The sequence below is a fragment of the Microbispora sp. H10670 genome, assembly GCF_014161385.1.
Classification (GTDB): Bacteria; Actinomycetota; Actinomycetes; order Streptosporangiales; family Streptosporangiaceae; genus Microbispora; species Microbispora triticiradicis.
Map to the genome: position 1 here is coordinate 104007 of NZ_JABBWW010000003.1, position 19342 is coordinate 123348.

Consider the following 19342-nt stretch of genomic DNA (forward strand, 5'->3'; position numbering starts at 1 on the left):
CGGCCAGGACAGGGCTGATCATGCGCGGGTGCGGAGGCCTTCGAGGAGGAAGGTGAGGTAGCGGCGGGCCGTCGCCGCGCGGTCCTCGGTGTCGGTGGCCGGGTGGACGGTCGCCGCGAAGGCCACCCCGCACATCAGCGGCAGCATGTCGGCCTGGGTCACGCTCGGGTCGATCACGCCGGCCGCGTGTGCCCTTTCGAGAAGCCTCCCGAACAGTACGGCGAGCCGTTCCTTCAGGTCGCCGACATGCGGGAGGACGTTCACCGGCGCGGCGAACACCGGGGAGATCGACGCGTCGGTGATCTGGGCGTCGGCGGCCGCGAACAGGAAGTCGCGCAGCGCCGCCCAGGGGTCGCCGCCGGAGAGCGCCCGCTCGGCGTGCGCGGCCAGGGCTTCGAGCCCGGGGGTGGCGACGGTTTCGAGCAGCGCCTCCGGTGTGGGGAAGTGCCGGTAGACCGTGGCCACCCCGACCGAGGCGGCCCGCGCCACGTCGTTGAGCTGGATCGGCGTTCCCTCGTCCACGAGCCGGCGGCCCACCTCGACGATGCGTTGCCAGTTGCGGGCGGCGTCCTTGCGGAGCGGGGCGGTGGACATGCTCCCAAGCATAACCGGATGACTCATCCGGATTATGTTACAGTGAAACGGATGAGTCATCCGCTTTTGACCATTCCCCCTGGGAGATCTCTGTGCCTTTCACCGTGACCGACGTTCCGCACCTGCCGGACGGCTTCACCGGCACCTTCACCAGCCGTACCGTCGACGTGGACGGGCTCGCCCTGCACGCCGTGACCGGCGGGAACGGCCCGGCACTGCTGCTGCTCCCCGCGTGGCCGCAGTTCTGGTACGGCTGGCGCCTGGTGATGCCCGCCCTCGCCGAGCACTTCACGGTCGTCGCCGCCGACGTACGCGGGGTCGGGGCCAGCGACAAGCCCGCCACCGGCTACGACACGGCCACCCTCGCCGGGGACATGGCCGCCCTGATGACCGGCCTCGGCCATGACCGCTTCGCCGTGGCCGGCCACGACCTCGGCATGATCGTCGGGTACGCGCTCGCCGCCGGCCATCGCGACCGGGTCACCCGGCTCGCCGTCGCGGAGGCGATCCTGCCGGGGCTCTCCCCGATGCCGCCACTGCTGATGGAGCCGGCGCTGAACGAGTACCTCTGGCACTTCGCCTTCAACCGGCTCCGGGACGTCAACGAGCGGATGGTGGCCGGGCGGGAGGAGATCTATTTCGGGCACCAGTTCGCCTCGAAGGCCGCCACGCCTGACGCGATCCCGCCGCACGCGGTGGAGGTGTACGTCGAGGCGCTGCGCGATCCGGCGGCGCTGCACGCGAGCTTCGAGTTCTACCGGGCGGGAGAGGGAGCGGCGCAGATCGCCGCGTGGGCGGCGGCCGGGCCGCTGACCATCCCGGTGCTGGCCGCGGGCGGCGAGCGGGCCTCGGGCGAGGCGGTCGCGCAGGTCATGCGGAAGGTCGCCGCCGACGTGACCGGAGTGGTCGCGCCCGGCGCGGGACACTTCCTGCCCGAGGAGGCCCCGGAGTGGACCGCCCGCACCCTCATCGGCTTCTTCGGATGAACGGGAAGGGACAGGCAGTGATGCGGGACAGCGTCGAGGTGGGCGGCAGGCCGCGTACGTACACGGTGGTGGGGCCGGCGGACGGCAAGCCGTCACGTGATCTGGTTCTCGTCTTCCACGGGTCGCGGCAGACCGGGGAGAAACACCGGAAGTTCACCGGAAAGGCGTTCGACGCACTGGCGGACGGCGGCGCGGCGGTGGTCGTCTACCTGGACGGTCACGAGGGCAACTGGAACGACGCGCGCCGGGCGAGCCGGTTTCCGGCCCGCAGGGAGAACATCGACGACGTCGGCTTCACCCGGGCGGTGACAGAGAAGCTGGTGGCGAGCCACCGGATCGACCCGGGACGGGTGTTCGCGATCGGTTACTCCAACGGCGGGCAGATGGTGATGCGCCTGGCCCACGAGGCGCCGGAGCTGATCGCGGGGGCGGCGGTGCTCGCGGCGACGATGCCTGCGCCGGAGAACTTCCTGGTGGCCGGCGCGCCGTCCGTGCCGATGCCGGTGCTGCTCGTCCACGGTACGAAGGACCCGATCATCGGCTACGCGGGCGGCGAGCTGAGCTGGTGGGCGCGGAAGCTGTTCAAGATCGGCGGGCGGAGCCTGTCGATACCGGAGACCGCGGCCTACTTCGCGGCCCGCAACGGCATCACCGACGAGCCGGTCAGCAGGACGCTGCCGAAGCGGGCGGGCTCGGCCGGCGGGACGTCCGCCGAGCGCACCGACTACCGGCAGCAGGGCCGGCCGCCGGTGACGCTGCTCACGGTGCACGGCGGCGGGCACACCATCCCCGGCCCCCGCAGAGCGCCGGCCGTTCTCGGCAGGACCAGCCAGGACGTGAACACCGCCGACCTGGTCGCGGAGTTCTTCGAGCTGTCGCGTTGATTCCACCCTCGCGTTCAGCCCCTCGCGGGGCCGGGCGGAGGGACCACCTGACCTACGCGGGGCGGTGTGCGGGGGCCGACGACAGGACGGCGTCCAGCAGCGCCGGGAAGCGCTCGTCGACCTCCGCCTTGCGCAGCGTGACGATCCGCTGCCGGCCGGCCGGATCGTTGCGGATCAGCCCGGCCTCGCGCAGCGTCTTCAGGTGATGGGAGAAGGTCGACTTGGGCACGCCGGGCTCCGTCGCCTGGCACTGCGCCACCGTCAGCGGCCCCTGCGCCGCGAGCTGCCGTACGAGGTCGAGCCGGGCCGGGTCGCTGAGCGCGAACAGGACGGCGGGAAGCTCGACGTCCTTCAGCTCGGGATGCGGGAGCCGGCGCGTTGTGGCGTTGCTCACAGTTCGACCTTCTTGGAACTATCGGCGTGACGGTGTGGTTCCAACGGTTCGATAGAAATCGAACAGTAGGCAGGTTGGAGCCCACGATGACAAGTCTGCTGCACGGATCACGGTCCTCCCTCGACAGCCCGGCGCCGGAACGCCGCCGCCTTCCGGTGCTGCCGCGCGCCGCGGCCTTCTGGCTGGTGGCGGGCACCACCGCCATCCTGCTGGCCGCGTCGAGCGCGCCGAGCCCTCTCTACCCCGTGTACCAGGCCGAGTTCGGCTTCAACGCCCTCACACTGACGGCGATCTTCTCCGTCTACGTGCTGGCGCTGCTGGTCAGCCTGCTCACCGTGGGACGGCTCTCCGACTTCCTCGGCCGCCGCCCGGTCCTCGCCGCGGCGCTGGTCGTCGAAGCGGTCGCGATGGCCGTCTTCCTCGGCGCGCACGGCGTCGCCGCCCTCTTCGCCGCCCGTGTCGTCCAGGGCCTGGCGACCGGCGCGGCCGTCGGCGTGGTCGGCGCGTACCTGCTCGATCTGCAGCCGGACGACGGCTCGCGGCTGGGCTCGCTCGTGAACGGCGCGGCGGCCACCGGAGGTCTCGGCCTCGGCACGATCGGGAGCGGCGTCCTGATCCAGTACGCCCCGCACCCGACCCGGCTGATCTTCGTGGTCCTCACCGCGGCGTTCGCCGTCCTCGCCGCCGCGACGGCGGTGCTTCCGGAGACGGTCACGCGGACGCCCGGCGCCGTGGCCGCGCTGCGCCCGAAGGTGTCCGTCCCCGCGCCGGCCAGGCGCGCGTTCCTGCGCGCGGCCCCCGTCCTGATCTCCACCTGGATGCTCGGCGGGCTGATCTTCTCCGTCGGGGGCTCACTGCTCGCCACGGTCTTCGCCGAGCGCAACCACGCGGCGATCGGCGTCACGCTCGGTGCGCTGGCCGCATCCTCGGCGCTGGCGTCCGTGCTGCTCAGGCGGCACACCCCGGAGCGCATGCAGCGGGAGGGCACGCTGCTGCTCCTCCTCGGCACGATCCTGCTGGTGGTCGCCGTGGCGTCGTCCTCGCTGAGCGTCTTCGTCGCGGCCGCGGTCGTCGCCGGCGTCGGATGGGGGCCGGCCTACCTGGGCGCCTTCCGGATGGTCAGCCAGCTCGCGGCGCCGCACGAGCGGGCCGCGCTGATCTCGGCGATCTACGTGGTCAGCTACCTGGCCTTCAGCATCCCGGCGCTGGTCGCCGGGCTGGCCATCACCACGCAGGGCCTGCGGGGAACGTCGCTGGTCTACGGCGTCGTGGTCGCCCTCGTGGTCGCCGGCGCCCTCGCCTACGAGACGCGGAACCGGCGCCTCGCGGCCGCTTCGTGACGGCCGTCAGCCGGGCTCGCCGGCGCGGCGGCCGAGGGGGTTGGCGGCGGTGGAGTTGCGGATGCTGAAGGTGACGCTGCCGGCGCGGTAGCGGTCGTCGGAGCACTCGACGGGCCGGCCCTCCTGGCTGGTGGTGGTCCGGCGCTGGCGCAACAGGGGGCTGCCGCGGCGGACGCCGAGCAGCCGGGCTTCCCCGGCCCCGGCGGCCACCGCGTCGATCAGGTGCTCGCCGTACGCGAAGACCAGGCCGACCGACTCGTACAGCTCCTGGGTCACCGACTCGCACTCCGGGTCGAGCCTCTCGACGGCGGGGGCGATCCAGCCGGCGTAGACGGTGTGCTCGACCAGCACGGGCTCGCCGTCGAGGTGGCGCAGCCGCCGCACGTCGAGCACCTCCTCCCCCGGCTCCACCGACAGCCGTACGGCCTCGTCGGGCGCGCACGGGCGGCGGCGGGAGGACAGCACGCTCCCGCTGGCGCGGTAACCCATCGACCGCGCCCACTGGGCGAAGCTGTGCAGTTCGGTGAAGCTCTGGCTGCGCTCGCTGCCCAGCACGATGCGCCGGGCGCCCTGCCGGGACCCGACCAGCCCTTCGGCGGCCAGCAGGGCGACCGCCTGGCGTACGGTCCCCCGCGAGGCGGAGTGGCGATGGGCCAGGTCGGCCTCCGAGGGGAGCCGGCCGCCGATCGGATAATCCCCCCGCACGATGGCGTCCCGCAGGTCACCGGCGATCTGTTCATAACGGGCCATCGTGCCGAGCCCTCCCGTTCACGCGACCGACATCGATGTGCGACGTACTTGGTCTGGCTTGTTTGTACAAGTTCGCCTACGTTCGTTGCACGAACCCTATGGGAGGGACTCTTGTCCGCACGCACCGCCGGTCTCGTGGCCGCGCTCGCAATGACCACATCGGTGATCGCGGCCTGCGGGGCCGCCCCCACGACCGCCGGCGGCGCTTCGGGGTCCGGTGACTCCAAGGCCGCCTCCGCGACCTCGGCCCAGGACCTCGGCGGCCTGGACAAGCTCGTCCACGCCGCCAAGAAGGAGGGGCAGCTCAACACCATCGCGCTGCCGCCCGACTGGGCGAACTACGGCGAGATCATCAAGGCGTTCGAGGCGAAGTACGGCATCAAGGTCACCAACGACAATCCGGACGGCTCCAGCCAGGACGAGATCAACGCGGTCAAGACCCTGAAGGGCCAGGGCCGCGCCCCCGACGTGCTCGACCTCGGCAGCGCCTTCGCGCTGAGCGGCGCGCAGGAGGGCCTGTTCGCGCCGTACAAGGTGCAGAGCTGGGACAAGATCCCCGACGGGCAGAAGGAGCCCGGCGGCGCCTGGTCCTATGACTACGGCGGCTACATCTCCATCGGCTGCGACGCCAAGCGGGTCAAGACCTGCCCGGAGACGTTCGCCGACCTGCTCAAGCCCGAGTACAAGGGCAAGGTCGCGCTGAACGGCGACCCGACCAAGGCCGGCGCGGCGTTCGCCGGCGTGTACGCCGCCTCGCTGGCCAACCAGGGCTCCTTCGACGACATCCAGCCCGGCATCGACTTCTTCAAGAAGCTCAAGCAGAACGGCAACTTCAACCCCGTCGAGGCCACTCCCGCCACCGTCGAGAAGGGCGAGACCCCGATCACCATCGACTGGGACTACCTGCAGGCGAGCTACGCCAAGGAGTTCGCGTCCAAGGGCGTGGACTGGAAGATCGCCATCCCCTCCGACGGCCGGTACGCGAACTTCTACGCCCAGGCGATCAACAAGTGGGCGCCGCACCCCGCCGCCGCCCGCCTGTGGCAGGAGTTCCTCTACAGCGCCGAGGGCCAGAACCTGTGGCTGAAGGGCTACGCCCGGCCGGTGCTGCTGCCCTCCATGCAGCAGGACGGCAGCGCGGACGCGGCCCTGGTCGCCCAGCTTCCCAAGGTCGAGGGCACCCCCGCCTTCCCCACGCCGGACCAGGTCAACAAGGCCAAGGAGGTCCTGGCGAGCGGGTGGGGCGCGGCGGTCTCCGGCTGACGTCGTGGGCGACAGCCGTACGGGGTCGAAGAGCGGGTGGGCGGTCCTGCCGCTGCTGGTCTTCGTCGTCATCGTCTTCGGCGTGCCGATGCTGGTCCTCCTCGGCGGCACGTTCACCAGGGAGGGCACGCCCAGCGCCGCCAACCTCACCGAGTCGCTCCAGGGGGCGTACCTCACCTCGCTGATCGGGAGTGTGGAGATCTCGGCGCTCGTGGCGGTGCTGGGCGGGGTGCTCGGCACGTTCCTCGCCCAGGCCGTGGTGACCTCCCGGTTCCGGGCCCTGCGGGAGGGGGTGCTGACCGCCTCCGGCGTGCTGGCCAACTTCGGCGGCGTGCCGCTGGCCTTCGCCTGGATCGCCACGCTCGGCAACTCGGGCGTCGTGACCACGACCCTGGGCCTCGGCGACCACGGGTGGAGCCTGTACAACTTCTGGGGCCTCACCCTGGTCTACCTCTACTTCTCCATCCCGCTCATGGTGCTCACGGTCGTGCCCGCCCTCGACGGGCTGCGCCCGCAGTGGCGCGAGGCCGCGCAGAACAACGGCGCGAGCACCTGGCAGTTCTGGCGGTACGTCGGCGTCCCGGTGCTGACCCCGGCGCTGCTCGGCGGGGTCGTGCTGCTGTTCGGCGGCGCGTTCGCGGCCTACGCGACGGCCCAGGCCATGGTGGGCTCCAGCGTCCCGCTGGTCACCCTCAAGATCGCTGACGCCCTCACCGGCAACGTCCTGATCGGGCACGAGAACGTCGCGCTGGCCCTCAGCCTCGACATGATCGTGGTCGCGGGCCTGGTGATGGCCGTCTACCTCCCGCTGCGGCGAAGGAGCGCCCGATGGCTCCGCTGACTCCCCAGGTCACCACGCCTGCCGCCCTCGGGACGGCGCCCGGCCGCGGCGGCCGTCCGCGCCGTCCCCGGCTCTGGCGCGGAGTGGTCCTCCTCCTCGCCGCCGTGTACTTCCTCGTCCCGCTGATCGCGTCGTTCGTCTTCACGGTGAAGGTGCCGGACCAGGGCTTCTCGCTCGACGCGTACGGGGAGATCTTCTCGGCCGAGGGCTTCGCCGGGAGCCTGCTGCTGTCGCTCGGGCTCGGGGCGGCGACGATCGTGATCGTGCTGCTGCTGACGCTGCCCGCCGTCGTGGCCGTACGGCTCGGCGCGCCGCGGTGGCGGCCGGTGCTGGAGGTGGTCTGCACACTGCCGCTGGTCGTGCCCCCGATCACGTTCGTGGCCGGGATCAGCACGGTGCTGCGGTGGGGGCCCGACTACCTCGCGAGCACGCCCTTCTACCAGACGATCATCGCGGTGCAGGACCCCGGCTTCCCGGTCGTGCTGGTGCTCGCCTACGTCGTGCTGGCGCTGCCGTTCGCCTACCGCTCGCTCGACGCGGGCCTCGGGGCGATCGACGTGCGCACGCTGTCGGAGGCGGCCAGGAACCTCGGCGCGTCGTGGCCCCACGTGCTGCTGCGGGTGATCGTCCCCAACATGCGGTCGGCGATGGCCGGCGCGTCCTTCCTCACGCTGGCGCTGGTGCTCGGGGAGTTCACCATCGCCCGGCTGCTCTCCTTCCAGACCTTCCCCGTCTGGATCTACACGATCTCCGGCGCGCACGCCCAGGTGTCGGTGGCCGTCTCCGTGTTCAGCCTGCTGATCACCTGGCTGCTGCTGCTCGCCCTGTCGTCCGCCGGCGCACGCCAAAGGAGTGGGTCATGAACAGCGCCCGGGTGGAGTTCCGCGGGCTGCGCCGGAGGTTCGGCGGCACGGTGGCGCTGGACGGGCTCGACCTGACGGTGGAGCCCGGCGAGCTGATCGCGCTGCTCGGCCCGTCCGGGTGCGGCAAGACCACCGCGCTGCGCTGCCTGGCCGGCTTCGAGCGGCCCGACGAGGGCGAGGTGCTGGTGGACGGCGCCGACATCACCCGGGTGCCGGCCAACCGCCGCGACGCCGGGATGGTCTTCCAGTCCTACTCGCTCTTCCCCAACCTCAACGCCCGCGACAACGTCGGCTTCGGCATGCGGGTGCGCAAGGCGCCGGCCGCCCGGCGGCACGCCCGCGCGCAGGAACTGCTGGAGCTGGTCGGCCTGCCCGACGTGGGCGGCCGGTATCCCCACCAGCTGTCCGGCGGCCAGCAGCAGCGGGTGGCGCTGGCCCGCGCGCTCGCGCTCGAACCCCGGGTGCTGCTGCTGGACGAGCCGCTGTCGGCGCTCGACGCCAAGGTGCGCGTCACGCTGCGCGAGGAGATCCGCCGCCTCCAGCTCTCCCTCGGCATCACGACGATCTTCGTGACGCACGACCAGGAGGAGGCGCTCTCGATGGCCGACCGGGTCGCCGTGCTGCGCGACGGCCGCCTGGAGCAGGTCGCCGCCCCCGCCGTCCTGTACGACCGGCCGGCGACCCCGTTCGTCGCCGAGTTCGTCGGCGCGATGAACCACCTGCCCGGCCTGCTGTCGGGCGACAGGGTGACGGTGCTCGGCCAGACGCTGCCGGTGGAGGGCCCCCGGCCCGCCGGGCCCGAGGCCGACGTGCTCGTCCGGCCCGAGGCCGTGCTGGTCACCCCCGACGGCGAAGGGGAGGGAGTGGTGACGGTCTCCTCCTTCCGCGGTTCCACCGCCCGCCTGCGGGTCCGGCTGGGCGACGGCGCCGAGGTGCTCGCCGACGTCCCCGGCCACGACTCCGCGCGCCTGGCGCCCGGCACCGCTGTACGGGTCCGCCTGGTCGAGCGGCCCGTGCTCGTGTCGGCCCGTACGGAGATCGGAGTCACGGCCGCGGTCCCCGAACGCGATGTCGTCCGGTGACCATCTGGCGGCGGTGCTGTTCGACATGGACGGCACGCTCGTGGACACCGAGGGCCTGTGGTGGGACGCCTGTACGGAGGTCGCGGACGGCCTGGGCTCCCCTCTCGGGGAGGCCGACCGGGAGGCGCTGTTCGGCCTGCCGGTCGAGGACGCCGCGGCGCACGTCCTCGGCCGGGTGAACGGTGGTCCGGGGCGGAGCGCCGTCGAGGCCATGCTGACCGGCGCCTTCATCCGGCGGATCGAGGGCGGGGTGACCATGCTCCCCGGCGCGGCCGCGCTGCTGGAGGCGCTGCGCGCGGCCGGGATCCCGGCCGGGCTGGTCAGCGCGTCCCCCCGGCCGGTCGTGGACCTGGTGCTCGAGACCGTCGGCAGGCATCGCTTCCGGCTGTCGGTGGCCGCCGGAGACGGCGCCAGGAACAAGCCCGCGCCCGATCCGTACCTGGCCGCCGCCGCGCGTCTCGGCGTCGACCCGGCAGCGTGCGTGGTGATCGAGGACAGCCCGGCCGGCGTCGCCTCGGCCCGGTCGGCCGGGTGCGCCGTCATCGCGGTCGGTCCGGCGCCGCCGGACGGCGTGCCGGCCGTGCCGACGCTGGAGAGCGTCGACCTGCCGATGCTGCGCCGCCTGGTCTCGGGGCGGGTTCCTCCAGGGACATAGGCTGCTCTCACCTCGATGGTTTCCCGATGGATACTCGTGTCCCTTGCGGGTAACCAGGCACCGGCGGATACCGTGCCGGTCACGCCGCCGGGCCGTGCGACCGGCGGAATCTCCATCATGAGCGAGGGGACAGACATGACCGAGAACCGGAACGGGACCATGCCCGCCGTCGCCTACCGGCGCAGCCTTCCCGTCGACGACCCCGAAAGCCTCCTGGACGTCGAGCTGCCGGTGCCCGAACCCGGCCCGCGCGACCTGCTGGTCCGGGTCGAGGCCGTCGCCGTGAACCCGGTGGACTACAAGGTGCGGCGGAACAGCGATCCGGGCGGCGAGCCCAAGGTGCTCGGCTGGGACGCCGCCGGCACCGTGGTCGCCGTGGGCGGCGAGGTGGAGCTGTTCGAGGCCGGCGACGAGGTCTACTACGCCGGCGCGATCGACCGGCCCGGCGCGAACTCCCTCTTCCACGTCGTCGACGAGCGCATCGTGGGGCACAAGCCCGCCACGCTCTCCTTCACCGAGGCCGCCGCGCTCCCGCTGACCTCCCTCACGGCCTGGGAGGGCCTGTTCGAACGCCTGAACCTGCGCGGCGACGCGCTCGATCAGACCGGGACGCTGCTGGTGACCGCGGCCGCGGGCGGCGTCGGCTCCGTCGTCGTGCAGCTCGCGCGCGCCCTGACCGGGCTGACCGTGATCGGCACGGCCTCCCGGCCCGAGACGGTGGAGTTCGCCCGCCGGATGGGCGCCCACCACGTCGTGGACCACCGCGGGCCGCTGGCGAAGCAACTGGCCGAGGTCGCGCCGGACGGCGTGACCCACGTCTTCAGCACGACCGGCACCGACCGCAACCTCGCGGCCTACGCCGAGGCGCTCACCCCCTTCGGCCGGATCGTCGCCATCGACGACCACGACTCCCTCGACATCGGCGTGCTCAAGTCGAAGAGCATCGCGTTCCACTGGGAGCTGATGTTCACCCACTCGCTGTTCCAGACCCGGGACCAGGTGAACCAGCACCGCATCCTCGACCGGGTCGCGCGGCTCGTCGACGCCGGGGTCCTCACCACCACCGCCAACCGGGACCTCGGCCCGGTGAACGCCGCCAACCTGCGCGAGGCCCACCGGATCCTCGAATCGGGCACCGCGATCGGCAAGATCACTTTGACGGGCTTCTGAGGCCCGCCGTACCGGACCGGGAACAACGGGCGGGGGCCGGCGGGTTGAGGAAGATCAGAAGAGGCCTCAGACAGGAGTTGCGCATGCGTGCCATCGTCGTCTCCGCGTACGGTGATTCCTCGGTGCTGGAGTACGCCGAGCGGCCCGACCCGGTGCCCGGCCCGGGTGAGGTGCTGATCGAGGTGGCGGCGACCGGGGTCAACTTCATCGACGTCTACCACCGTGAGGGGCGCTACCCGCTGCCGCTCCCGCTGGTCCCCGGATCCGAGGCGGCCGGGACGGTCACGGCCGTGGGCCCGGACGTCACCGACGTCGTGCCCGGCGACCGCGTCGTCTCGGCCAGCGTGGTCGGCGCGTACGCGACGAAGGCCCTCATCCCGGCGGACAAGGTGGTCCGGCTGCCCGACGGGCTGGCCCCCGACCTCGCGGCGGCGGTGCTGCTCCAGGGGCTCACCGCGCACTACCTGACCCACTCCACGTACGCGGTCCGCACGGGTGACGACGTGCTCGTCCACGCCGCGGCGGGCGGCATGGGCCTGCTGCTGGTGCAGATGGCCAAGCTGCGCGGCGCCCGCGTGATCGGCACGGTCTCCAGCGCCGAGAAGGAGAAGCTCGCCCGGCAGGCCGGCGCCGACGACGTCATCGGCTACGCGGACTTCCCGGAGGCCGTCAAGGAGATCACCGGCTCGGGCGTGCACGTCGTCTACGACGGGGTGGGGGCCGCCACCTTCGAGGGGTCGCTCGCGTCGCTCCGCCCGCGCGGCATGATGGCGCTGTACGGCGCGGCCAGCGGGCCGGTCCCGCCCTTCGACCCCCAGCGGCTCAACGCGGGCGGTTCGCTGTTCCTCACCCGGCCCACGCTGGGGCACTACACGGCCACCCGGGAGGAGTTGCTGTCCCGGGCGGACGACGTGCTCGGCTGGGTCGCCTCCGGCGCACTGAAGGTGCGCGTCTCCGAGCGCTACCCGCTGGCCGAGGCCCGCCGGGCGCACGACGACCTCGAAGGCCGCCGTACGACCGGCAAGCTGCTGCTGGTCCCCTGACCTCGGGGGCGCTCCTCTACCGCGGCGGCGCTCCTCCGGCCGGTGTGCCGACCAGACGCCGCGCGGCGACCATGGCACCGTCGTCGCGCACCTCGCCCGCGACGGCTTCGGCCCGGTCCCGCACCCCGGGCCGGAGGACCTCGCCGAGAGCCGCCGTCAGCGACCCGGCGGTCGGCGCGGCGGGCGGGTGCGCCGCCCCGATGCCGAGATCGCCGACGCGCCGCGCCCAGTAGTGCTGGTCGTACTGTTGCGGCACGACGACCTGCGGCGCCCCGGCGAGCGCCGCGGTGGTCGTGGTGCCCGCGCCGCCGTGGTGGACGACGGCCGCGACCCGGGGAAACAGCGCCCGCTGGTTGACCTCGCCGATCGAGAGGCAGTCGGGACCGTCGTCCTCCGGGGACAGGCCGGCCCAGCCGCGCATCACGATCACGCGGCGTCCGAGCGCGCGGGCCGCGTCGACGGCCGCCCGGGCGACGCCCTGGGGAGCCCGGATGCTGCCGAAGCCGACGCAGACGGGCGGTTCGCCGTCGTCGAGGAACTTCTCCAGTTCCGGAGGCAGCGGGCGCAGGTCCGGCAGGACCCAGGCGCCCGTCTGCACCACTTCTTGGCCGGCGGGATCGGGCCAGGGCCCGAGCGCCGGGTCGGCGGCCAGCCAGGGCCGGTCGGTGAACATGTGCCGTCGCGCGTCGGCGACCGGAGCCAGGCCCATCGAGGCCCGGTGGGAGTTCAGCGCGGCGCCGACGTTGTCGTTCCAGCGCCGCGCGTCCTCGTCCCAGAGCGCGGCGTTGCCCGCCGTTCCGTCCGGCGGCGCCTGCCCCCAGACGGGCACCGGCGCGTGGTGCGGGGACGGCAGGGTGACCGGGCAGTAGCTCGCGTAGACGTAGCCGAGCCCCATCCGCTCCGCCACCGAGTGCGCGGCGATCGACAGGGCTCCGCCCGCCACGACGACGTCGCAGTCCTCGGCCGCCGCCGGGATCGTGGCGAACTGGACGGCGACCGTGCCGTCGAGCATCCGCCGGCGCTGCTCGGGCGTGGGCGGGGCCTGAACACGAGGGGCAGCCGACGCGGTCTGCCGCAACTCGGGACCGATCGGCACGACGGGGAAGCCGAGCCCCTCGATCCACTCGCGGAAGTCGGGCGGCACGCACAGGCGCGCCTCCTGCCCGAGGTCCCGCAACGCCAGGGCCAGCGCCACCATGGGCTGGACGTCCCCGCGGGTTCCGATGGTGGACAGAAGCACGCGCATGGCACTCCCCTGTGACGACTCTGTGAGGGCATGGGTGACGGCCGGGCGGCCGCACGGCGAACGTGAGCGCGTCCACGGTCACGGACGGCGTCGGGCCTGGACCGGCCCGGCTCACGGCCCCCGATTCTGCGCCGTCACCGGGGTCTTGCCGCAAGTCCCCCCATGCCCTATACGTTGAAAGTGGCGGCCCCCGGCCGTCCGCTCCGATCAGCTCAGCGGGTGGGCGGGCCACTCCAGGAGGCGGGCGCCGAGCACGGCCGTCTCCAGGGTGAAGCGCTGCGTGGGGTCGCTGGGCGAGAAGCCGGTCAGCCTCCGGATCCGCTCCAGCCGGTAGGTGATCGCCCGCGTGCTGACGCCGAGCCTGCGCGCCGCGGCGGTGTGGTTGCCCTGCGCGGCGAAGACCGCCTCCAGCGTCTCCAGCAGCGGCTCCGGCCCGCCCCGGGCGGAGGTCAGCGGGCCGAGCACGGTGGAGACCAGGTCCACGATCGCGTCCCTGTCCCGCAGCAGCACCGGGAAGACCAGCAGGTCGGCCGCCTTCAGCACCTGGGCCCGCAGGCCGAGCCGCTCGCCGAGGTCGATCGCGCCCGCCGCCTCCCGGTAGGAGGTGACGATCCCGCCCGGCCCCTGGTGCGGGCGGCCGATCCCCACCCGCCACGTCGTGAGCGCGGACCGCACGTGGTGGGTGAACTCCCCGCTCGCCGCGGTCAGCCCAGCCGGGAAGGCGCACACCAGCAGGCCGTCGCGGGCGGCGACCAGGATGTTGTGCGAGCCGAACCTGGCGACGAGCGCCTGCTCGATCTTCCCGGCCAGCGGGTCGCCCGCCTCCAGCGGCGTGCCCGGCTTGGCCACGCTCACGGCGTACGCCCCGGCCAGACGCAGGCCGAAGTGCTCGGCGCGCTCCGCGTCGGCCCGGCCCTGCAGCAGGTCGTCGATGAACAGGCGGCGCGCCTCCTCCTCCCGCCGTACGGCGGCACGCTGCGCCTCCTCGTATCCGTCGATGTAGGCGGCGATGCCCCGTCGTACGGCGCCAAAGGCGCCACCGGAGGTCATCTCGGCGGCGTGCAGGCAGGCGTCGGCGAGCACGCGCAGGGGGATGCCGCGCTCGGCGGCGAGGGCGCCGCACTCGCGCAGGTCGTCCATGTCGGCGCGGCCGGGCAGCCTGCCTGTGGCGGCCGACGCCGCCAGGACCGACAGGAACCCGCCGAGCAGGTCGGCGGGCACCCCGGTCGCCTCGCTCACGCGAGCGAGAACGCTGTCCATCAGACCCCTACGTCGCGCCGTTCGAAGGCGAGCAGCGCCGTCATGAGCAGCACGGCCGTCGCACCCAGCAGGACAAGGTAGTCCCCGTACGGCCAGCCCTGGTAAAGGGGGCGTCCATCGAGGTAGTAGTGGACGGGCGTGAGCCAGCGCAGCCAGGAGAGGGCGTCGACGCTCCGGCCCATGGTCTCCACGATGTACCCGGCGACGCCCCAGACCCCGGCCACGGCGAGCGCGACCTGCTTGCGGCCGAACGCCGCTCCGACGCACAGGGTGAGCGTCCCGAAGAACAGCACGAGCAGGAACAGTCCCGTGTGGGCGGCGAGTATGCGGCCGAACGGCACGCCCATGCCGGCGGCGGACGAGGCCCCGGCGGCGACCACCAGCGTCACCAGCGCCACGCCGAGCAGGCCGAGCGCCAGGGCCGACCAGCGCTCCAGGAGCAGCCGCCGGCGGTCGATCGGCAGCGTCAGCGTGAGCTCCAGCGTCTTGGCCTCCTCGGGGCCGGCCAGGGCCCGGTTGCCGAGGATCACGGCGCACATGGTGAACAGCAGCGGGCCCAGCAACTGGTAGGCGATCGCCTGCAGGTAGCCGGTGCCGGTCGCGATGTCGGACAAGCCGCCCATCAGGTCCCGGAGCGCGCCGGGATACTTGGCGATCGCCTGCTTGGTGAACGTGTCGGGGTCCTTCATCATGCTCGCGTAGATCGAGATGTACATCCCGAGGAACGCGCACAGCCCGACCGTCCACCCGATGAGGGCGCGGCGGTACTCCCCCAGGGTCTTACGCACCAGCGTGGGCATGCCGGGCCTCCTCCTCGCTGTAGTAGGTTAGGAAGATCTCCTCCAGGTCCGGCTCCGCACTGACCAGGTGGACGACCGTGTGGCGGGCCGCCGCCTTGACCAGCGCGTCGGGCCGGCCGTCGATCGTGCACCGCAGGCTCGCGCCCTGCACGGTCACGTCCCGTACGCCGGGGAGCCCCTCGAAGTCCTCCCTGGGGACCGGCGCGTCGAAGTGGAGCTCCACGTGCCGTACGGCCCTCTCGCGCAGCGCGGCGATGTCCTCGACCGCGACGAGGCGCCCGGCGCGGACGATGCCCACCCGGTCGGCGACGTGCTCCACCTCGGCGAGCACGTGCGACGACATGAGGATCGTGCGGCCCGCCGTCCGCGCCTCCCGGACCATCGCCAGGAACTCCTGCTGCACCAGCGGGTCGAGGCCGCTCGTCGGCTCGTCCAGGATGAGCAGCTCGGGCTCGTGCATGAACGCCTGGATGAGCCCGACCTTCTGCTTGTTGCCCTTGGAGAGCCGGCCCATCCTGACCGACAGGTCGGCGTCCAGCCGTTCGGCCAGGTCGTCGATCCTGCCCCGGCTCACCCCTCCGCGTACGCCCGCGAGGAACCGCAGGTAGTCGCGGGCCCGTTCCCCGCCCTCCAGCGCCAGCTCGCCGGGCAGGTAACCGATCCGGGCGCGGACCCGCGGGTCCCTGGTGCTCGCGCCGAAGACCGTGGCCCGGCCCGACGTCGGCCGGATCACGTCCAGGAGCAGCCGGATCGTCGTCGTCTTCCCGGCGCCGTTCGGGCCCAGGTAGCCGAACACCTCACCCGGACGGATGTCGAGGGTGAGGTCCTCCAGGCCCCGTCTCGTACCGTAGAACTTCGTCAGTCCTTCGGTTTCCACCACTGCTGTCATGCCGCAATGGTGGACCTCCGGCCCGGCGCCGGGGTATGCCCTCTTCCGGACACCTGGCGATCTCGTCCCTTCCCGGCTTCGGCAACGACGCCGATCAGAGGCCGGTCATAGGCCGGTCAGACGGGCGGCACGCCACAGGTCGTGGAGCCGGGCAGGAGGTGGCGGTAGCGCGACACCAGCTGGTAACCCGCCTCGGCCGCCCAGCTCACCGGCGGCGCGAGCAGCACGCGGCCGAGCGCGCGCCAGGCGGCGTGCGGCTGCACCGCGAGCATCACCCCGATGGCCCGCGCGCCGTGCGCACGCAGCCCTCCCGGGCCCAGGAGCTGCACGGACGTCATGACCTCCTCGCGGGTCAGCCCCGCCGCGCCGAGGTCGAGCCCCTGCCACGCCCGTACGGCGGGCATGTAGGGCAGGAACCGGTGCCCGGCGTTCACGCACGTCTGGCAGAAGGCGCAGTCGCCGTCGAAGACCAGCAGGATGCGGTTGTCTCCGCTTTCTCCGCCCATGCGATCGAACCTACCAATCCTGGGACGGATCATTCCGGTTGCGTGGTGGCGGCGGCGCGGGCCGCCGCGACGCGCGCACCGCCAGCACGGCGATCACGATCACCGCGACAACGACGCTGAAGACGACCGCGAAGACCAGCAGCAGGACGAGCAGGGTCATCGCCGGCCCCTTCGGCGGGCCCGTGCGCGGGCCAGGCGCGCGGCGACGGCGAGGCCTGCCGAGGCGTACGACACCGCGCGCGCCAGCCGTACGGAACGGGGGATGTCGGCGACGGCCGGGCGGGGACCGTCGCCCAGCTCCGGGCGGTGCTCCACCCTGCCACCGTAGTCGTTCGCCCCGCCGAGCCGTACGCCGAGGGCGCCGGCGAAGGCGGCCTCGCAGCGCCCGGAGTTGGGGCTGGGGTGGCGGTGCCCGTCCCGTCGGAGCACGACGGCCGCGCGGCGCGGGGAGCCGCCCACCAGACCGGCGAGACCGGTGGTGAGCAGCGCGGTCAGCCGGGCGGGCAGGTAGTTGGCCACGTCGTCCAGCCGGGCCGAGGCCCAGCCGAACCGCGCGTAGCGCGGCGACCGGTGGCCCACCATCGCGTCGAGCGTGTTGACCGCGCGGTAGCCGAGCAGGCCGGGCACGCCGAGGACCGCGCCCCACACGAGCGGCGCGACGACGGCGTCCGAGGTGTTCTCCGCGATCGACTCGACGGTGCCCCGCGCCAGTTCGGCGGCGTCGAGACCGGACGGGTCGCGCCCGCACAGGTGCGGAAGGCGGGCGCGGGCGGCGGCCAGGTCGCCGTCCTCCAGCGAGCGGGCCATCAGCGCGCCCTCCTTCGCGAGGGTCGTGCCCCCGAGGACCGCCCAGGTGGCGGCGGCGGTGACGGCGGCCCGCGCGACCGGGCTCGTCCGGGTCGCCCGGTCCGCGATCACTCCGATGGCCGTCGCGGCCCCGACGCAGATGGTCGTGTAAGCGACCCCCGCCACCCGCGAATCCCGATATATGAGCTTTTCGAGGGTGGCGGCCCGGCTGCCGAACACCGCCACCGGGTGGCCCCGCCGGGGGTCGCCGAGGAGGGCGTCGATCGCCGCCCCGGCCAGCAGCCCCGCCGCCGTGGCACCGTCCATGATCCGGATCACGCACGCATTCTTCCGCAGCCCTCGCGCCCCGCCCCCGCCGGGGCGCGGGGGTCAGGGCCGGCGTACTTCCGGGGTGATCCTCGGTGTGAACGGCGAGGTGCTGGGTCGCGCGGCCGGGCGGCGGGCATCGTCGTGCGGGGTCTTCAGGACGCGTGAATCCGGGGCGGTCAGGACGCGGGCGTGCGGGGCGGCCAGGACCCGGACATGCGGGCGCGATTCAGGACGCGGGCGTGCGGGGTGCGTTCAGGACGCTGATTCGGCGGCCGGACCCGGGAACTCCGCGTCGCCGAGGAGGTGGTCCTGGAGCACCTCCTCGTTGGCGTCCAGCCAGGCGGCGGCGCGCCTGATCCGGCCGCCCGCGCCGTCGGCCCACATCCGCGCCCAGCCGCCGCCCCGCGTGCGGGCCCGGTCCCGCATCAGCGCGTACGACCGGCCGAACCGCGTCCGCGCCGTCTCCACCAGCCTCAGCCGGTCGTGCGCCGGCAGGCCGTACGTGTCGCAGAACAGCCGCACCCGGGCCGCGGCGTCCAGGGACCGCTGCGCGGGGTCCCGGTCGACCGGGTCGGCGAGCGGAGCCCAGTGCCGCAGCGTCGTCACCACGTCGAACAGCCGCGTCGTCGGCCTGGCCATGTCGAAGTCGATCAGCGCGTACGGCACGGGCCCCGCGCCGGGCCGGTCACGGAAGACCACGTTGGCCGGGGTCACGTCGCAGTGGCCCACGAGTTCGGGCGAGCCCTCGGGCTCCGAGCCGTCCTCCCACGTCGCGCCGGGGGGCGGGCCGAACGACGCCGCCGCGTGGTGCAGGCGCCGCAGCAGCAGGGCCAGCGCGGTCAGCGCCGCCTCGCTCACCGCGTACGCCGGAAGCGGGCGCGCGGGCACCATGCCCTCGATGTAGGTGAGGATCGCCCTGCCCCGCTCGTCGATCCCGAGGAACCGGGGCGCCCGGTCGAACCCGGCGGCCTCCAGATGCCGCAACAGCGCGTGCACGGACGGCGACGAGGGCCGCATCGGCCGCCGTACCGTCGCCCCTACCCGTACGAGTCCCTCGGAGACGTCTCCGACGAGTGGGATCTCACGTACGGCCATGCCGACGCAGTTTAACCACCACATTTCCGTTGCGAGGGGCAAGCCGCCGGATTTCTTCCGTTCGTGACTGCCCGTTCCTCTCAACGTGGAGGTTGTGCGCGGCGTGTCGCGACTTCGTCAGACCGAAGCCGAGCTGGCTGTAGAGCTCCAACTGATCGAAGTACTCACGGTGTGTCTTGATCTTGCCGTTCTCGACGAAGGACGTGCAGGTGGCACGGAGCGTGATGCGGCAGCCCGTTCCGGCTATCTCCCGCCCGTCCGGCAGAAGGAGAGGTCCCGTATGGGTGCCGGTGTAGGTCCACTCGGTGACGGCCGGGTTCTCGCAGTCGGCGACCTCGTACCAGGCCGTTACATGGAAGTCCGGGAACGCCGCGAAGATTTGCTCGTACACCCAGGCGATCTGCTCGAATCCTTCCGCCACGCCCGACGGTCCCACGTACACGGCATCCGGACTGTAGTGGGAGAGAATCTCGTGCAAGTCGTGAGCGTTTATCGCGTCGGCCATCCGGTGCTTGAGGGCCCAGAAGTCAGACATGCCGCCTCCACTTCCGCAAGAGCTGCTTTT

At 73.0% G+C, this 19342-nt stretch carries 22 protein-coding genes; 10 read left to right on the top strand and 12 right to left on the bottom strand.

Annotation, left to right across the window (positions count from 1 at the left end; genetic code table 11):
- Window positions 1-18: 18 nt before the first annotated feature.
- A complete protein-coding gene (locus HHX33_RS06145; RefSeq protein ID WP_182873739.1) occupies window positions 19-594 on the bottom strand; it encodes a TetR/AcrR family transcriptional regulator in 576 nt (191 codons plus the stop codon).
- Window positions 595-686: 92 nt separating this feature from the next.
- On the opposite strand from HHX33_RS06145, the gene HHX33_RS06150 reads away from it, so the two are divergent.
- Together HHX33_RS06150 and HHX33_RS06155 are read left to right on the top strand one after the other, a co-directional pair.
- Window positions 687-1580 (top strand): alpha/beta fold hydrolase, encoded by an 894-nt coding sequence (locus HHX33_RS06150; RefSeq protein ID WP_182873740.1) that lies wholly within the window; start codon window positions 687-689, stop codon window positions 1578-1580.
- Window positions 1577-2464, top strand: coding sequence for an alpha/beta hydrolase family esterase (locus tag HHX33_RS06155; RefSeq protein ID WP_220501556.1), 888 nt, complete (start codon window positions 1577-1579; stop codon window positions 2462-2464). The genes HHX33_RS06150 and HHX33_RS06155 overlap by 4 nt, the downstream gene beginning before the upstream one ends.
- 52 nt (window positions 2465-2516) lie before the next feature.
- On the opposite strand, the gene HHX33_RS06160 is transcribed toward HHX33_RS06155, so the two are convergent.
- Complete coding sequence (locus HHX33_RS06160) at window positions 2517-2858, bottom strand: ArsR/SmtB family transcription factor (protein ID WP_138462013.1); 342 nt, start codon at window positions 2856-2858, stop codon at window positions 2517-2519.
- 86 nt (window positions 2859-2944) lie between these two features.
- On the opposite strand from HHX33_RS06160, the gene HHX33_RS06165 reads away from it, so the two are divergent.
- A complete protein-coding gene (locus HHX33_RS06165; protein WP_220501557.1) occupies window positions 2945-4198 on the top strand; it encodes an MFS transporter in 1254 nt (417 codons plus the stop codon).
- A gap of 6 nt (window positions 4199-4204) precedes the next feature.
- On the opposite strand, the gene HHX33_RS06170 is transcribed toward HHX33_RS06165, so the two are convergent.
- A complete protein-coding gene (locus HHX33_RS06170; protein ID WP_182873742.1) occupies window positions 4205-4948 on the bottom strand; it encodes a GntR family transcriptional regulator in 744 nt (247 codons plus the stop codon).
- A gap of 111 nt (window positions 4949-5059) precedes the next feature.
- Between HHX33_RS06170 and HHX33_RS06175 the strand changes: the two genes are divergently transcribed.
- The 7 genes from HHX33_RS06175 to HHX33_RS06205 all read left to right on the top strand — a co-directional run bounded on the left by HHX33_RS06175 (window position 5060) and on the right by HHX33_RS06205 (window position 11865).
- The gene (locus HHX33_RS06175) at window positions 5060-6211 is read left to right on the top strand and encodes an ABC transporter substrate-binding protein (protein WP_259402214.1); all 1152 of its coding nucleotides are present in this window, start codon (window positions 5060-5062) and stop codon (window positions 6209-6211) included.
- A gap of 4 nt (window positions 6212-6215) precedes the next feature.
- Entirely contained in the window at window positions 6216-7052 is an 837-nt protein-coding gene (locus tag HHX33_RS06180; protein WP_182873743.1) for an ABC transporter permease, read from the top strand.
- The gene (locus tag HHX33_RS06185; protein ID WP_259402215.1) at window positions 7040-7915 is read left to right on the top strand and encodes an ABC transporter permease; all 876 of its coding nucleotides are present in this window, start codon (window positions 7040-7042) and stop codon (window positions 7913-7915) included. The genes HHX33_RS06180 and HHX33_RS06185 overlap by 13 nt, the downstream gene beginning before the upstream one ends.
- Window positions 7912-8997 carry an ABC transporter ATP-binding protein gene (locus HHX33_RS06190; RefSeq protein ID WP_182873744.1) on the top strand — a complete coding sequence of 362 codons (1086 nt, stop codon included), beginning with the start codon at window positions 7912-7914 and terminating at the stop codon, window positions 8995-8997. The genes HHX33_RS06185 and HHX33_RS06190 overlap by 4 nt, the downstream gene beginning before the upstream one ends.
- Complete coding sequence (locus HHX33_RS06195; protein WP_182873745.1) at window positions 8984-9652, top strand: HAD family hydrolase; 669 nt, start codon at window positions 8984-8986, stop codon at window positions 9650-9652. The genes HHX33_RS06190 and HHX33_RS06195 overlap by 14 nt, the downstream gene beginning before the upstream one ends.
- A 135-nt stretch (window positions 9653-9787) precedes the next feature.
- Entirely contained in the window at window positions 9788-10822 is a 1035-nt protein-coding gene (locus HHX33_RS06200) for a zinc-binding alcohol dehydrogenase family protein (RefSeq protein ID WP_220501558.1), read from the top strand.
- Between the two features lie 83 nt (window positions 10823-10905).
- Window positions 10906-11865, top strand: a complete 960-nt coding sequence (locus tag HHX33_RS06205; protein WP_182873746.1) for a quinone oxidoreductase family protein — start codon at window positions 10906-10908, stop codon at window positions 11863-11865.
- A 16-nt stretch (window positions 11866-11881) separates the two neighbouring features.
- Here the strand turns inward: HHX33_RS06205 and HHX33_RS06210 are convergent, their stop codons facing one another.
- From HHX33_RS06210 to HHX33_RS06250, 9 genes are all read right to left on the bottom strand, one after another.
- A complete protein-coding gene (locus HHX33_RS06210) occupies window positions 11882-13111 on the bottom strand; it encodes a glycosyltransferase (RefSeq protein WP_182873747.1) in 1230 nt (409 codons plus the stop codon).
- Window positions 13112-13318: 207 nt separating this feature from the next.
- Window positions 13319-14350, bottom strand: coding sequence for a PucR family transcriptional regulator (locus tag HHX33_RS06215; protein WP_310741242.1), 1032 nt, complete (start codon window positions 14348-14350; stop codon window positions 13319-13321).
- Between the two features lie 20 nt (window positions 14351-14370).
- Window positions 14371-15171: an ABC transporter permease subunit gene (locus HHX33_RS06220; RefSeq protein ID WP_182873749.1), complete on the bottom strand. Its 801-nt coding sequence runs from the start codon at window positions 15169-15171 to the stop codon at window positions 14371-14373.
- The gene (locus HHX33_RS06225; RefSeq protein ID WP_111700868.1) at window positions 15152-16060 is read right to left on the bottom strand and encodes an ABC transporter ATP-binding protein; all 909 of its coding nucleotides are present in this window, start codon (window positions 16058-16060) and stop codon (window positions 15152-15154) included. Before HHX33_RS06225 ends, HHX33_RS06220 begins: the two co-directional genes overlap by 20 nt.
- A gap of 116 nt (window positions 16061-16176) precedes the next feature.
- Entirely contained in the window at window positions 16177-16566 is a 390-nt protein-coding gene (locus tag HHX33_RS06230) for a thiol-disulfide oxidoreductase DCC family protein (RefSeq protein WP_182873750.1), read from the bottom strand.
- A gap of 10 nt (window positions 16567-16576) precedes the next feature.
- Window positions 16577-16726 (bottom strand): hypothetical protein, encoded by a 150-nt coding sequence (locus tag HHX33_RS06235; RefSeq protein WP_182873751.1) that lies wholly within the window; start codon window positions 16724-16726, stop codon window positions 16577-16579.
- Window positions 16723-17679 (bottom strand): cobalamin biosynthesis protein, encoded by a 957-nt coding sequence (locus HHX33_RS06240; RefSeq protein WP_182873938.1) that lies wholly within the window; start codon window positions 17677-17679, stop codon window positions 16723-16725. Before HHX33_RS06240 ends, HHX33_RS06235 begins: the two co-directional genes overlap by 4 nt.
- A 255-nt stretch (window positions 17680-17934) precedes the next feature.
- Window positions 17935-18777, bottom strand: a complete 843-nt coding sequence (locus HHX33_RS06245) for a phosphotransferase (RefSeq protein ID WP_182873752.1) — start codon at window positions 18775-18777, stop codon at window positions 17935-17937.
- Window positions 18764-19312, bottom strand: a complete 549-nt coding sequence (locus HHX33_RS06250) for an ester cyclase (protein WP_182873753.1) — start codon at window positions 19310-19312, stop codon at window positions 18764-18766. The genes HHX33_RS06245 and HHX33_RS06250 overlap by 14 nt, the downstream gene beginning before the upstream one ends.
- Window positions 19313-19342 lie beyond the last annotated feature (30 nt).